Origin of the sequence: Streptomyces ureilyticus (assembly GCF_011045025.1) — a bacterium.
Classification (GTDB): Bacteria; Actinomycetota; Actinomycetes; order Streptomycetales; family Streptomycetaceae; genus Streptomyces; species Streptomyces ureilyticus.
This window is the reverse complement of record NZ_JAAKZX010000238.1, coordinates 1-13,353: the sequence shown is the minus strand read 5'-3', so window position 1 is coordinate 13,353 and position 13,353 is coordinate 1. Positions and strand designations below refer to the sequence as shown.

General features: G+C 70.2%; 15 protein-coding genes and 1 pseudogene. 7 read left to right on the top strand and 9 right to left on the bottom strand.

What is annotated here, in order from left to right:
- Window positions 1-245 (bottom strand): hypothetical protein (locus G6048_RS48955; protein ID WP_206342772.1); only part of this gene is annotated, 245 nt, incomplete at its 3' end.
- 19 nt (window positions 246-264) lie between these two features.
- On the opposite strand from G6048_RS48955, the gene G6048_RS41290 reads away from it, so the two are divergent.
- Both G6048_RS41290 and G6048_RS41285 read left to right on the top strand, forming a co-directional pair.
- Entirely contained in the window at window positions 265-540 is a 276-nt protein-coding gene (locus G6048_RS41290; protein ID WP_165344750.1) for a type II toxin-antitoxin system Phd/YefM family antitoxin, read from the top strand.
- Window positions 533-937, top strand: a complete 405-nt coding sequence (locus G6048_RS41285; protein ID WP_165344749.1) for a type II toxin-antitoxin system VapC family toxin — start codon at window positions 533-535, stop codon at window positions 935-937. The genes G6048_RS41290 and G6048_RS41285 overlap by 8 nt, the downstream gene beginning before the upstream one ends.
- 21 nt (window positions 938-958) lie before the next feature.
- Here G6048_RS41285 and G6048_RS41280 read toward each other — a convergent pair whose 3' ends face one another.
- Window positions 959-1,615, bottom strand: coding sequence for a pyridoxine/pyridoxamine 5'-phosphate oxidase (locus G6048_RS41280; protein ID WP_165344748.1), 657 nt, complete (start codon window positions 1,613-1,615; stop codon window positions 959-961).
- Window positions 1,616-1,760: 145 nt separating this feature from the next.
- Between G6048_RS41280 and G6048_RS41275 the strand changes: the two genes are divergently transcribed.
- On the top strand, window positions 1,761-2,630 hold the full coding sequence (locus tag G6048_RS41275; protein ID WP_165344747.1) for a GNAT family N-acetyltransferase: 870 nt from the start codon (window positions 1,761-1,763) through the stop codon (window positions 2,628-2,630).
- Between the two features lie 20 nt (window positions 2,631-2,650).
- On the opposite strand, the gene G6048_RS41270 is transcribed toward G6048_RS41275, so the two are convergent.
- From G6048_RS41270 to G6048_RS41260, 3 genes are all read right to left on the bottom strand, one after another.
- Complete coding sequence (locus G6048_RS41270; protein ID WP_165344746.1) at window positions 2,651-3,076, bottom strand: pyridoxamine 5'-phosphate oxidase family protein; 426 nt, start codon at window positions 3,074-3,076, stop codon at window positions 2,651-2,653.
- 167 nt (window positions 3,077-3,243) lie between these two features.
- On the bottom strand, window positions 3,244-3,582 hold the full coding sequence (locus G6048_RS41265) for an XRE family transcriptional regulator (RefSeq protein ID WP_165344745.1): 339 nt from the start codon (window positions 3,580-3,582) through the stop codon (window positions 3,244-3,246).
- Between the two features lie 149 nt (window positions 3,583-3,731).
- Window positions 3,732-4,943 (bottom strand): thiolase C-terminal domain-containing protein, encoded by a 1,212-nt coding sequence (locus G6048_RS41260; RefSeq protein WP_165344744.1) that lies wholly within the window; start codon window positions 4,941-4,943, stop codon window positions 3,732-3,734.
- Between the two features lie 124 nt (window positions 4,944-5,067).
- Here G6048_RS41260 and G6048_RS41255 point away from each other — a divergent pair, with 124 nt between their 5' ends.
- Together G6048_RS41255 and G6048_RS41250 are read left to right on the top strand one after the other, a co-directional pair.
- Window positions 5,068-6,315 carry an acyl-CoA dehydrogenase family protein gene (locus tag G6048_RS41255; protein ID WP_165344743.1) on the top strand — a complete coding sequence of 416 codons (1,248 nt, stop codon included), beginning with the start codon at window positions 5,068-5,070 and terminating at the stop codon, window positions 6,313-6,315.
- A gap of 56 nt (window positions 6,316-6,371) precedes the next feature.
- Window positions 6,372-6,863, top strand: a complete 492-nt coding sequence (locus tag G6048_RS41250) for a nitroreductase family deazaflavin-dependent oxidoreductase (RefSeq protein WP_328828473.1) — start codon at window positions 6,372-6,374, stop codon at window positions 6,861-6,863.
- A gap of 210 nt (window positions 6,864-7,073) precedes the next feature.
- Here the strand turns inward: G6048_RS41250 and G6048_RS41245 are convergent, their stop codons facing one another.
- Window positions 7,074-7,721 carry a TetR family transcriptional regulator gene (locus G6048_RS41245; RefSeq protein ID WP_165344741.1) on the bottom strand — a complete coding sequence of 216 codons (648 nt, stop codon included), beginning with the start codon at window positions 7,719-7,721 and terminating at the stop codon, window positions 7,074-7,076.
- Window positions 7,722-7,821: 100 nt separating this feature from the next.
- Between G6048_RS41245 and G6048_RS41240 the strand changes: the two genes are divergently transcribed.
- On the top strand, window positions 7,822-8,574 hold the full coding sequence (locus tag G6048_RS41240) for a VOC family protein (protein ID WP_165344740.1): 753 nt from the start codon (window positions 7,822-7,824) through the stop codon (window positions 8,572-8,574).
- Window positions 8,575-8,795: 221 nt separating this feature from the next.
- A complete protein-coding gene (locus tag G6048_RS41235; protein WP_165344739.1) occupies window positions 8,796-11,189 on the top strand; it encodes an outer membrane protein assembly factor BamB family protein in 2,394 nt (797 codons plus the stop codon).
- Between the two features lie 30 nt (window positions 11,190-11,219).
- Here the strand turns inward: G6048_RS41235 and G6048_RS41230 are convergent, their stop codons facing one another.
- The 3 genes and pseudogenes from G6048_RS41230 to G6048_RS41220 form a co-directional block, all read right to left on the bottom strand.
- Window positions 11,220-12,008 (bottom strand): enoyl-CoA hydratase/isomerase family protein, encoded by a 789-nt coding sequence (locus tag G6048_RS41230; protein WP_165344738.1) that lies wholly within the window; start codon window positions 12,006-12,008, stop codon window positions 11,220-11,222.
- The gene (locus G6048_RS41225; RefSeq protein ID WP_165344737.1) at window positions 12,005-12,448 is read right to left on the bottom strand and encodes a Zn-ribbon domain-containing OB-fold protein; all 444 of its coding nucleotides are present in this window, start codon (window positions 12,446-12,448) and stop codon (window positions 12,005-12,007) included. The genes G6048_RS41230 and G6048_RS41225 overlap by 4 nt, the downstream gene beginning before the upstream one ends.
- A 59-nt stretch (window positions 12,449-12,507) precedes the next feature.
- Window positions 12,508-13,233 (bottom strand): annotated as a pseudogene (locus G6048_RS41220) (thiolase C-terminal domain-containing protein); the annotation flags it as partial.
- Window positions 13,234-13,353 lie beyond the last annotated feature (120 nt).

Genomic DNA, 13,353 nt, shown 5'->3' with positions numbered 1-13,353 from the left:
CCCAGGAGGGTGAGCGGGATCGCGGCCAGAGCCAGGCCCGCGGTGAGGGCGGCGGCGCCGATCACCGCGGCTTCGCGGCGCATCATGACGCGGATCTGACGCGGGGTGGTGCCGTTCAGGCGGAGGGCACGGCGGACGTCGTGGTGCCAGTGTTTCGGCCCTGGATGTGAGGCGGAGAGGTGCGCGTTTCGGTAGGGCGACAGCCCAGGTCGACGCGTGTCCGGACTTGTAGCGCATGGGGACACGCGGGGCTACACTGAGTCTATGAAGACGATTACGCAGCGCGAGTTTCGTAACAACTCCGCCGCTGTCATGGATGCGGTCGAGGCCGGCGAGACGTACCACATCACGCGCAATGGCATAGAAGTCGCCGAGTTGCGTCCGTTGGCGCGTCGGCGCCGGCCGAGCGCCGAGGAGCTCGTTGCCCGGCACCGGAAGCTGCCGCGTGTGGACTACGCGCAGATGCGCGCGGAGGCGGACGAGGTCTTCGGGAGCGATGAACTCGTCGAGGACGACCCGTGGGAGCGCAAGCGTGGCTAACCGTCACCCCGAGGGTGTCCTCGATACCTGCACCTACATCGATCTGGACGTGCTCAGCCCGGAGGATCTCCCCGTCACGCCGGAGCTCACCGCTGTGACCTTCGCCGAGTTGCAGCAGGGGGTCGCTGTGGCCAAGGACCCCGCTGCGAGGGCGGCCCGGATGGAGAAGCTGGGAGCCGCGGTCGCCGACTTCGAGCCACTGCCGTTCGACGGGGATGCGGCTGCCAGATACGGCACCCTGGTCGCGCTGACCATCGCGGCCAAGAGGGATCCCCGCCCACGACGCATGGGCCTGATGATCGCTGCGATCGCCTCGACGAGGGGGCTGCCGCTCTACACGCGCAACGCAGATGACTTCAAGGGGTTGGAAGGCACGGTGCTCGTGGTCCCCGTCTGACGGGCGAGAGCACGTACGACATCACGGCCACAGCAACTCCTTGAGCCAACCCCCGTCCGTACGGCGATAGTCGAGGCGTACGTGACGTCGCTGGGCGTCCCCCTGGAAGAACTCCACCTCGTCCGGCCGTACGCGGTACAGGTTCCAGGAGGAGGCCCGGGCGTCCGGCTCGCGCTGCGCTCGTTCCCAGGCGGCCTCCGACGCTCGCCCCAACTCCTCGACAGAGCCCAGTACTTCGCTCTGGTGGCCGACCAGAGCCGCTGCCAGGGCGCCGGTCGAGCGGGCGTGCAGGTCTGCCTGGGATTCCTGCGGTGAGGCGAGTGCCACCGGGCCGCGTACGCGTACCTGGCGGCCCTGCACGGGCCAGTAGAAGCCGAGCGCCGCATACGGGCGGGTGGCCAGGTGGCGGCCCTTGCGGCTGGTGGCGTGGGTGGCGAAGGACCAGCCGTTCGCGTCGGCGCCGTGCAGCATCACCGTGCGGACGTCGGGCCGACCCTCCTCGTCCGACGTCGCGAGCGACATGGTGTGCGGCTCGGTCTGACCGGCCGCCACGGCTTCCGCGAGCCAGCGCGCGAAGAGGGGCAACGGCTCCTCGGGCGCCTCGGCCGGGTCGAAGCCGGGCAACTCGGTGTCCCACACGCGCAGGGAACGCAGCAGCTCGTGAAGATCCGTTTCCATACGGCGAGTATCGCCCGACAGGGCATCCCGCAGGTCGCGGGCATCCGCATACCGGACCGCATACCAGAGCGCACACCGGGCGAGCGGTGACTCGGGCCCGGCGTAAATCGCGAGCGTGGCGGGGCGGTCCACGGGACCATTGCGTATGGCTTCCGTTTCGCCCGACTGGCACCTCACCCGTGACCTCGAGGTCTTCCTCGACCGCGCGGGGAGCTTCCTGCGCTCGGAACCCGCCCTGCACACCGTGCAGTTGACGGTCACCGATGCGCTGGGCAGACGGGGGCCGGCCGCCTACGGGCCGGAGCCGCCGCACTTCGCCTGGCTCACGGACCGGGACGGAACCGTGCGGGCCACCGCCTTGCGGACACCCCCGTACGAACTGAATCTGACCCCAACCACCCCCGAAGCCGCCGACGCCCTCGCCGCGCGGCTAGCGGAGGTCGGCCACGTGCTCCCGGGGGTCAACGGCCCGGCGGACACGGCCGCGGACTTCGCGGCCGCATGGGAACGCCGTACCGGAGCCACCGCCCAGCTCACGACGAACCAGCGGCTCTACCGGCTCGGCACGCTCACACCACCCGAACCGGCCCCGCCCGGCAGGGAGAGACTCGCCACCCGGGACGACCACGGGCTGGTGGCACGGTGGCACGCCGAATTCTCCGCGGCGGCCGGCGGGCGGCCCGTGCGCGACCCGGACCGCTGGGCCGAGGGCCGGATCGCCCACGGCGGCATCACGTTCTGGGAGCCGCCGGACGGCACGCCCGTCGCGATGGCGGGTGCCCTGCCGAAGGTCGCCGGGCAGATCCGTATCGCGCCCGTCTACACCCCGCCCGCACTACGCGGCCGCGGTTACGCGAGTGCCGCCACCGCCGCGGTCAGCCGCGCGGCGCTGACCGCCGGCGCCGACGAGGTGCTGCTCTTCACCGACCTCGCCAATCCGACCAGCAACGCGCTGTATCAGCGGATCGGCTATCGGCCGGTACGGGACTTCGCCGTCCACACGTTCCGTACGTGACGTCCCGTACGGGACGCGCCTCAGACCTGCCCGAGGTCCGACGACAGCCAGTGCTCGGGGCGCATACGGACGACCACCTGCTCGCCGTGTTCCTTCCAGGCGAAGTCGACGTAGCCGTCGACCTTCTCGGGCGGGAGGTAACGGGCGGCGAGTTCCCGGAGGTGCTCGATGGTGGCGGGGATCGTGTCGATGACCGGGCCCTCGACCGATACGTACCGGATGGTGGGTTCCAACCGGTCGACCAGCAGGGAGAACCGGCCCGCCGCGCTGATCAGCCGGTTCTTGCGGGAATCGAGCCCGATCAGGATCCAGACGGTGCCGTCGGACTCGTACTGGTACCAGACCGGCACCGTGACCGGCCCCCGTCCCTCACCGGCATCCACCGCGAACGCGGCGACGTGCGGCTCAGCCAGGAACTTCTCACGCTCTTCGCGACTCAGCGCCATATCGGTGTCCTCCAGCCTTCCGTCCTGGATGCGGACAGTACGGACAGTGCTCTACTGAGTCAGCGTGCCTCGTACTGCCCGGTATTCCGACCCGGCTGCGCGCCGCGACAACAGGCTTACGCCTGCAGATAGGCGAGTACGGCGGGTCCCGCCGGTGGTGTTCTGACTCAGCCAACCGTGTACGCGGCGCCCCCGAAGTCCGCCACCACCCGGAGCTCGCCACCCAGGGCCCGTACGTAGGCGCGCAGAGTGGCCACCTCCGTACGGTCGATCTCGCCGTGCTCGATCGCCGAGATCCGCGGAGGGGAGACACCCATCAAGTCGGCGATGTCCCGCTGGGTGAGGTCCTGCTCGCGACAGATTTCCACCAGTTGGTACGCCCGCACCTCGGCGCGAAGCCGCTCCATGTCGGCCCGTTTCTCCTCGGGCGACCGGACCGGGATCCCCGCAGCCCTCTGCTGTTCGTGGACCCGGCGCTTGACTTCCTCCCAGCGGACGGTGCTCATCCGTACTCCTTCGTTGCCGGCTCACCGATGTGGGCCAGGTGGCGCTTCTCGGCGATCGGGATGCTGGTGTCGTACCAGCTGCTCCAGTTTCCGGCCTTCGGAGTGTGGGGCACACTCGGTTCACCCGAACGAGGAGCCTGCCCCGTTCCTCACCCCCGCCCCAACACCACCGTCCCCGAAGAGCAGAACCACCCACCCGTACCGGACGCGACGGCCAGCTGCGGCAACTCCCCACCCCTCCGCCGTACTTGACGTGCACCCGCTTCCCCCCGCAACTGCCGCACCGCCTCCACGAGCAGGAACAGCCCCCGCATGCCCGGGTGTTGGGCGGAGAGCCCGCCTCCGTCCGTGTTCACAGGCAGGTCCCCGCCCACCAGCAGGCGGCCCTTCTCGACGAACGCGCCACCCTCGCCCTTCTCGCAGAAGCCGAGGTCCTCCAGGGTTACGAGCGTCATGTAGGTGAAGGCGTCGTAGAGCTGGGCCACGTCCACCTCCTCGGGCCGTACGCCCGCCCGCTCGAAGGCGAGCCGTCCGCTCACCGCCGCCGGGGACACCGTGAAGTCCGGCCACTCGGACATGGTCGTGTGGGAGACATATTCGCCGGTGCCGAGGATCCAGACCGGGGGTGTGCGGCAGTCGCGTATGTACTCCTCGGCCGCCAGGAGGACCGCCGCGCCGCCGTCGGAGCGTATGCAGCAGTGGAGCTTGGTGAAGGGGTCCGCGATCATCGGGCCCGACAGGACGTCCTCGATCGTGATCGGATCGCGGAACATGGCTTCCGGGTTCAGCGCCGCGTTGGCCCTCGCCTGGACGGCGACGGAGGCCAACTGCTCGATGGTGGTGCCGTATTCGATCATGTGGCGGCGGGCCGCCATGGCGTACTTGGCGATCAGGGTGTGCCCGTACGGGACCTCGAACTGCAGCGGGCCGCGTGCGCCGAACGACAGGTTCCCGGTACGACGGCCCGCCTTGATGTCCGCGCGGGCCGTGGACCCGTACACCAACAGGACCGCGTTCGCGTGCCCGGCGGCGATAGCGTCCGCCGCGTGGGCCGCCATGACCTCCCAGGTCGAGCCGCCAACCGAGGTCGAGTCGACCCACGTCGGGCGCAGGCCCAGGTACTCCGCCACCTCGATGGGCGCGAGCGTACCGAGGCCCGTCGAGGCCAGACCGTCGACGACCTCGCGGCCGAGTCCCGAGTCGGCCAGGGCCCGGCGGGCCGCCTGCGCGTGCAGGGCGTACGGGGTCGCCTCGTCCACCCGGCCGCAGTCGGAGAGGGAGACGCCGACCACCGCCACCTTCCGAGCCTTACGCGTCTTCCGCTGAGCCCGAGACCGAGACTGGGACCGAGACTGAGTCATGAATCTGACGGTACATCAGATAATGCGGACTCCGGCAGGGCGTCGCAACCTGCGCACACCTCTGTGCATCTGACGACCCCCGCTCTACCATGACGCGCCGTCAGATTCCCAGGAGGAGGGGCCCATGGACGCCCGCTTCACCGCCGAACAGGACGAGATCCGCCGCACCCTGCGCGAACTGCTCCTCAAACGCTGCGGCCCGGAAGAGATCAGGGCCGCAGTGGAAACCCCGGACGGCCATGACCCCGCCCTCTGGGAAGCCCTCGCCGGACAGCTCGGGCTGCCGGGTCTCGCGCTCCCCGAGACGTACGGCGGAGTCGGCTGCTCGACCACCGAACTCGCCCTCGCGAATGAGGAATTGGGCCGCGCCTTGGCCCCCTCGCCACTCCTGTCCACCGCCGTGCTGAGCGGTCCTCTGCTCCTCGCCCTCGGCACCGAGGAGCAGCGAAGCGAGCTCCTGCCGCGCCTCGCCTCCGGCGAGCTGACCGCCGCCCTGGCCGTACCCGGCACGTGTCTCGCCACCGCGCTCGGTCTGACCGGCGCCAACCGCGGCGACTGGGCGGGCGGCGGCCGGGCGGGCGGTGTGCAGGCCAAGCGCTCGGAAGGCGGTGCCTGGCGGCTCTACGGGCAGGTCGATCAGGTGCTGGACGGGCACAGTGCGGGGCTGCTGCTCGTGGCCGCGCACACCGGTGGGTTCTCCCGCTCCCGCACGCTGCTGTTCCTCGTACGGGCGGGGGCCGATGGGCTCGTACGCGTACGGCAGACGTCGCTCGACCAGACACGTCCGCAGGCACGTATCCAACTCCGCGATGTGCAGGCGGAGTTGGTCGGCGACGACGAGTCCGCCGATGTCGCCGGCGCGCTCTCCGCCGTCGGGGACACCGCCGGGGCCGCCCTCGCCGCCGAAGCCGTCGGTGCCGCCGATCGCGTACTGGAGCGGACCGTCGAGTACGTCAGGCAGCGGGAGCAGTTCGGGCGGGCGATCGGCTCGTTCCAGGCGGTCAAGCACCGGCTGGCCGACCGGTATGTGCAGGTCCAGGCGGCGCGCTCGGCCGCCTACTACGCGGCCTGGGCGACGGCCGCGACAGCCGCGACAACTGCGCCGGCCGCGACTGCCACGAGCGCCGCGACCGCCGCGAGCGACGAGCGCGTGGGCGGCCTGGCCCTCGCGCAGGCGCTGGAGGCCCTGCGCGCCACCGCCTCCGAGGGCGTGCAGTTGCACGGTGGGATCGGGTTCACCTGGGAACACGAGGCGCAGCTGTACTTCAAGCGGGCGGCCGGCGACGAGCTGCTGTTCGGGCCGGTGCACCGGCTGCGGGCGTACGCCGCGGAGGAAGCGCACCTCTTCGACGGTGGCGAGGTGGCGGTCTGATGCCGACCGGAGCACACGGAGCACACGGAGCACACGAAGCACAAGGAGCACACCAGGTGCCGAACGCCCGGCGCGTACCAGAAGCGGTACGGAAGGCAGTACAGCGCGTGTCCTCGACCCGGACCTTCGCCCGCGTCGCCCCGCGCCTCGTCCCCGCGATGGACCGTGCCGTACACCGGCTCACCCGCGGGAAAGTCCTGGTCAGCGCCCAGTTGCTGCCCGGCGTCATCCTCACGGTGCGCGGGGCGAGGAGCGGACTTCCCCGGCGTACGCCGCTCGCCTGCATGCCGGAAGAGGGCGGAACCTGGATTCTCATCGGGTCCAACTTCGGGCGTACGGACCATCCCGCCTGGACCGCCAACCTCCTCGCCCACCCCGACGCGGAGATCAACTGGAAGGGCCGGGACATCCCCGTCACCGCCCAGCTCCTGCGGGGAGAGGAACGGGACACGGTCTGGAAGGCGCTGCTGGACTTCTGGCCGCCGTACGCGACGTACCAGGCACGGGTGACTCGAGAGATCCGGATCTTCCGGCTCGTACGACGCTGAGAGGCCTCGTACGGCGCCGAGCGGGCCCGTAACGCAAGGCCCGTAAGGCAAGGCCGCAACGAGAGGCCCGTAACGCGACGGACGGCAGCTCACCGGAGCGGACTCCGAAGTGAACTGCCGTCTGCCTGACAGGATTTGGGCCTACGAAGCGTGGGGGAGTGTGGGGGGTACCAAACCGTACTGAACAGATATATGAGTGAACTGCGTGAACTATCTCGTCGGTTTCCTGCCGGTCACGCCCATATGCACCAACAGGGCCAGATTCGGCTTGAGTTCGGCCTGCTTCACGCCCCAGGACTGGAAGCCCTTCTGGTGCGAGGCGACCGCCGCGAGCATCGCGACGAGTGAACCGGCCATCGCCGCCGGGCTCACGTCCTTGTCGACCTTGCCCTTGGCCTGAAGCTCCTTGACCGTGTTCGTAAGGGAATTGTTCACGGAGTTGAGGATCTTCATACGGATCTTGTAGAACCGTTTGTCCCCCTCCGCGGCTCCCAGGTCGACGACGCGCAGGATGGCATCGTTTTTGCGCCAGAAGTCGAGGAACCCGTCGACGAGCTCCTGCGCGGTCTGCCAGCCGGCCTTGCCGGTCCAGGACCGCCCCTCGAGGAGTTCGGTCAACCCCGCGCCCTCCGCGGCCATTTGCTCGGCGATCTCCAGGACGGCGCCCTCGACGTCCGGGAAGTACTGGTAGAAAGTCGCCGGTGACGTGCCCGCCTTCCGCGCGACGTCAATGACTTTGACGTCCCGGTAGGGCGACGAGCTGAGCATTTCGCTGAGGCAGTCGAGCAGCTTCTGCCGAGTCGCCTGCCCACGCCGTCCGGCCACTCGGCCGTCGACGGTACGCACTTGTCCTGTCATGCCGTCAGCTTACCGAGGGGTGATCGGGGCGCGATTCGGCCGACTGCAAATGGGGTGCGGCTGCCCTGCGAGATGTGGGGGAGGCGCTTAGCTTGGCAGTATGGCCGAATCGAAGTCTTCTGCCACAGATGCCGGTGACGCCGGTGACGCCGGTTTCGGGGAGGGTGTCCCCTGCTGGGTCGACGCCCAGCTCCCCGATGTTGAGGCGGGCAAGCGCTTCTACGGCGAGCTCTTCGGGTGGACCTTCGAGGCGGGGTACGGGGCCTCCACGTGGGCGTACAGCGAGGGGCGGGCCGTCGCCGCGCTCTCGCCCAAGCGGGACGGGCGGATGCCGACCGTGTGGACGGTGTACTTCGCGACTCCGGACGCCTTCGGCCTGGCCGGGCGGATCCGGGAAGCGGGCGGTCAGGTGATCACGGCTCCGGTGCCCGTGGACGCGTACGGCACGATGGCGCTGGCCGCGGATCCCGAGGGCGCCGTGTTCGGGCTGTGGGAGGGCGAGGAGCACGCCGGCTTCGAGCGGCGGCATGAGCCGGGCAGCTTCGCCTGGGTCGAGCTGTATACCCGGGACACCAAGATCGCCGACGACTTCTACGGGGAGCTCTTTCACGACACCCTCCTGGGCCCCGATGCCGCACCCGACTTCGGCCGCGTAGCCATCGCCGATGTCTTCCCGGCCGAGATGCCGCCGCACTTTCTTGTCCACTTCGGGGTGGCGGACTGTGATGAGGCAATGGGTACGGTGATCCGACTGGGCGGCCGAATCCAGGTGCCTCCCTTTGAAGCGTCGTACGGCAGTGTGGCAGTCGTCACTGACAATCAAGGGGCGTCTTTCGCGGTGCTGCAGCGCTGAAGAGAGCCGAGAAGCGCTGAAAAGGTACGGAAAGGTACTGAGCGGCGAGTGAGACGTGACGTAATTGTCCCGGAACGCCCTGAGACATCCAGGTCCGGCCCCGGGTTCGCAACCGGCGGCCGGGCCAGGAAGAATCGGAGTGCGTGCCGCCGGAGCGGTTCGGTGGTGAGACGCTGCGCAGTGGCTGGAAACACAGCCGCGTACGGGGAGGTGGCAGGCAAGTGGTGGATCAGCTGACGCAGCACGATCCGCGGCGGATCGGGCCGTTCGAGGTGCTGGGACGGCTGGGTGCCGGCGGCATGGGGCTGGTCTATCTGGCGCGCTCGGCTTCGGGCCGGCGGGTGGCGATCAAGACGGTCCGTACGGAGCTCGCCGAGGACCAGCTGTTCCGGGTCCGCTTCACCCGCGAGGTCGAGGCGGCCCGTGCCGTGTCCGGCTTCTACACGGCGGCCGTGGTCGACGCCGACCCGCGCGCGGCCGTGCCGTGGCTGGCCACCGCGTACGTTCCCGCGCCCTCCCTCGAGGAAATAGTGACCGAGTGCGGGCCGCTCCCGGCCCAGGCGGTGCGCTGGCTGGCGGCGGGCGTCGCGGAGGCGCTCCAGTCCATCCACGGCGCCGGGCTCGTCCACCGCGACCTCAAGCCCTCGAACGTCCTCGTCGTCGAGGACGGGCCGCGCGTGATCGACTTCGGTATCGCGTCCGGGGTCTCCAACACCCGGCTGACGATGACCAACGTCGCCGTGGGCACCCCCGCCTATATGTCACCGGAGCAAGCCAAGGACTCACGCAGCGTGACCGGCGCGAGCGATGTCTTCTCGCTCGGCTCGATGCTCGTGTTCGCCGCCACCGGCCACGCCCCCTTCCACGGCGCGAACCCCGTAGAGACCGTCTTCATGCTCCTGCGGGAGGGCCCGGACCTCGAAGGCCTGCCGGAGGAACTGCGGCCGCTGATCGAGTCCTGTATGCAGATGGAGGCCACGGCCCGCCCCAACCCCGCCGACCTCCAGGCCCAGCTGGCCCCGCATCTGTTCGGCTCGGGCTCCGACGACAGCGGTACGGCGTCCGCGTGGCTGCCCGAGCGGGCGGTCAGCCTGATCGAGACGCGGCGCGGGGGGCGTCCGGCGGCGAAGCCGTCGTCGTCCGGCAGCGGCCGCAGTGGCGGTCGGGGCGCACCCGATGCCGGGGGCGCCGCCGGGCCCGCGGCGCCCGTCGTGCCGCCACCGCCGCCGCATGATCCGCCCGTCCCCGTCGGCGCGGGTACAGGCCGTCACGGTGGCGCCCCCGACAACGGGCCCGTACGCCTCGCAGGGGCCCCCGTGCCCATCGGGCCGGGCCCTCGCGTCTCCGACGCCCGCGCCGCCGCCGTGAAGGCACCTCCTCCGGACGCGGGACTCGCCGCCTCCTGGGCCCGGCCGCGCCCCGGAGTCAACGGCGCCGACCCCGCCGTACCCGCGCCCCCGACAGCCCCCGAGCCCGACTCCGGCTCGTCCTGGCGGCCGTGGCGCTTCCGTATGTCGAACGACGTGTGGGGCACGCCCGCCGTCGCCGGCGATCTCGTCTACGTCACCTCCTTCGAAGTCCACGCCCTGGACGTGGCGACCGGCCGCCGCCGCTTCAAGACGCGGGACGTCGCCTGGTCGATGACCGTCTCGGACGGCCGTATCCACGCCTCGGACGGGCCCACCCTCTTCGCCCTGGACGCCCGCGAGGGCGGCGACCTGTGGCGACTGCCGACCGACGCCTGGGTGTACTCCCTCAAGGCCGACCGCGGCACCGTCGTCACCGGCACCCGCGGCGGCGGCGTACAGGCCTGGGAGGCTTCCAGCGGCCAGAAACTCTGGGAACTCACCGGCGCCCAGGCCGACTTCGAGTCCCCCGAGGCCGGGCCCGTCATCCACGAGGGAACGGTGTACGTGTGGAAGGACGCCCGCCTGCGCGCCCTCGAAGCGCGTACGGGCGACGAACGCTGGTCCTACCCCATCGGCGACGCGGCCTCCTGCGGCGGCGTCCCTCTCCGTCTCACCCATGGTGACGACGGATACGTGTACGTGTCCGCCGGCACCCGTGTCCTCGCCATCGACGTCGCCGGCGGCCATGTCCGCTGGCATTTCGAGGCGCCCGCCGTCTTCCTGAGCCCGCCCACCTTCGCGTCCGGTCCGGCCGTCACGGGCGGCGGGATCTACCTCGCCGACTACCTCGGCACGGTGTACGCGCTCGACGCCACGGACGGCCGGGACCGCTGGCGTATCGCCACGGAGTCCCGGGCCTCGATCGACCCCGTCCTCGTCGAGGCCGGCCACGTCCACGTGGGCAGCGGCAAGGGCCTCTACACCCTGGACGCCGTCACCGGCACCCCCAAGTGGCGCTTCCAGGCGGGCGGCGACCTCGTCGGCGCCCCCGCGGTGGCCGACGGCCGCATCCACTTCGGCTCCACGGACCACCTCCTCTACACCCTGAAGGCCGACGACGGCCGCCTGCGGTGGAAGCTCGCCACGGGCGGTGAGATCACGGGTGCGCCGGTCGTGAGGGAAGGGGTGGTGTACGCGTGCAGCAAGGACCGGTGCGTGTATGCGCTGGACGCGGAGAAGGGGACGGGGACGGCGCGGACGTCTTGACGGGGGGGCGAAGACAACCCCCACGCCCCCTCACCGCACCCTGAACTCCCGCCGCCGCCCCGCAAAAAGCCCCGCCTGCCGATCGCCCGGCAAGTTGCCGAGCGAGACGAGATGCGGGGCGTGCGCCAGTGCAGACGCTCGCGTGGCCTCCTTCGCTGCCCACAGCGCCCGCACCGTGCCCTGGACGGCCTCCGTCGGATACGAGGCGATCACCGCCGCCGCTTCCGACGCCGCCGCCAACGCCCCACCCGTCGCGGTGAGTTCGGACACCAGCCCAACCTCGTACGCCCGCTGCGCGGACACCCGCTCGGCCGACCCCATCAACGCCATCCGCGCCACCTCCCCGAACGGCATCCGCTGCGCCATGTACACCGACTCGTACGCGCTGACCATCCCGTACGTCGTGTGCGGATCGAAGAACGTCGCCGTGGAGTCCGCCACGATGAACTCCGCCTCGCCGAGCAGATAGAAGGCCCCGCCGCAGGCCATCCCCCGCACCGCCGCGATCACCGGCTTCCACAGATCGTTCGCCTTGGGCCCGATCGTGTCGAGCGGATCGTCCACCATGTAGGGCGAGCCGGGCTGCGGCACCTCGACGCTCCGGTCGAGCCCCGTACAGAAGGCCCGCTCACCCGCCCCCGTGAGGACAACGGCCCGTACGGAGTCATCAAACCTCAACTCCCGCCAAGTGGTGATCAGTTCATCAGCGAGACCGAGATCGATCGCGTTCATCTTCTCGGGCCGGTCAAGCGTGAGAACGGCGACGCCGGTGCTCTTGTCGGCGCTGACACGGAGGGAGGCAGGAGTCGAAGGGGTCATGTGCGTTCCCGTACCCACTGCGGCAACCCCGTGCTGCCGAACACCACCTGCACCTTCGCCCCGATCCGAACCCGTTCCGGCGGAAGGGAGTTGAGGGAGGCGTCGGCGCCGCTGACCAGGTTCCCGACGAGCCGGATGTGCGGCGCTTCGGCGAGCTCGACGACGATCACGTTGTACGGCGCTTGCTCCGCGTACGCGGGAAGCAGCGGTGGATGCGGGACGACGTACGACCAGATACGCCCCTTCCCGCTCATCAGCCGCCACTCGCTCGCGAAGGACTGGCAGTGGGGGCAGCAGGGCCGGGGCGGGAACCGGAGTTCGCCGCAGTCGGCGCAGGCCTGGACGCGGAGTTCGCCCTGGGCGGCGTACTCCCAGAAGGGGGCGCCGTCGTCGTCGGGAACGGGGGACAGGAGGGACGGAGATTCTCCCGGCGCTGGCATCGTCAAACTCCTCAATTCCTCAACTCCTCAACTCCTCAACTCCGCAGAGTCCTAACTCGTCAGTTTCGTAGGAGGATCGCGGAGGTCGGTACGCCCTCACCCGCCGTGACCAGGCAGGTCGAGGCGTCCGGGACCTGGGCGGTGCTCGTCCCGCGCAACTGCTTCACGCCCTCGTTGATCAGGTTGAAGCCATGGACGTACGCCTCGGAGAGTCCTCCGCCGCTGGTGTTGAGCGGCAGCCGCCCTCCCATCTCGAGAGCGCCCCCTTCCGTGAACGCCCCGCCCTCGCCGCGACCGCAGAAGCCGTAACCCTCCAGGGAGAGCGGGATGAGTGCGGTGAAAGCGTCGTAGATCTGGGCGACATCGACGTCATGCGGCCCGAAGTCCGCCTGCTTCCACAGGTGTCGGGCCGCGGTCCACGCCGGGCCGGTCAGCGGGTCGTCGTTCCAGTAGTTGACCATGCCGTGGTGCTGGGCGGGCAGGCCCTGGGCGGCGGAGTGGACGTACACGGGTGTGTTCCGGCAGTCGCGGGCCCGTTCCTTCGAGACGATGACGCAGGCCAACGCACCATCCGTCTCAAGGCAGTTGTCGAAGAGGCAGAGGGGTTCGCTGATCCAGCGGGAGGTCATGTACATCTCGCGGGTCAGCGGGCGCTCGTACATCATCGCGGCGGGGTTCTGGTTGGCGCGGTTGCGGCAGGCGAGGGCGACGTTGAAGAGGTGGTCGCGGGTCGCGCCGTACTCGTGCATATAGCGGCGCGCGAGCATGGCGATCTCGTCGGCCGGCATCCGCCGAATCGGGCGTGCCCGGCTTCGCCCGCGCCTACCACGGCAACCGCGCGCCCCTGATCATCGGCAACCACTTCGAGTCCTGGAACGGCGGCACCTACATGCGCGCGGTGCAGG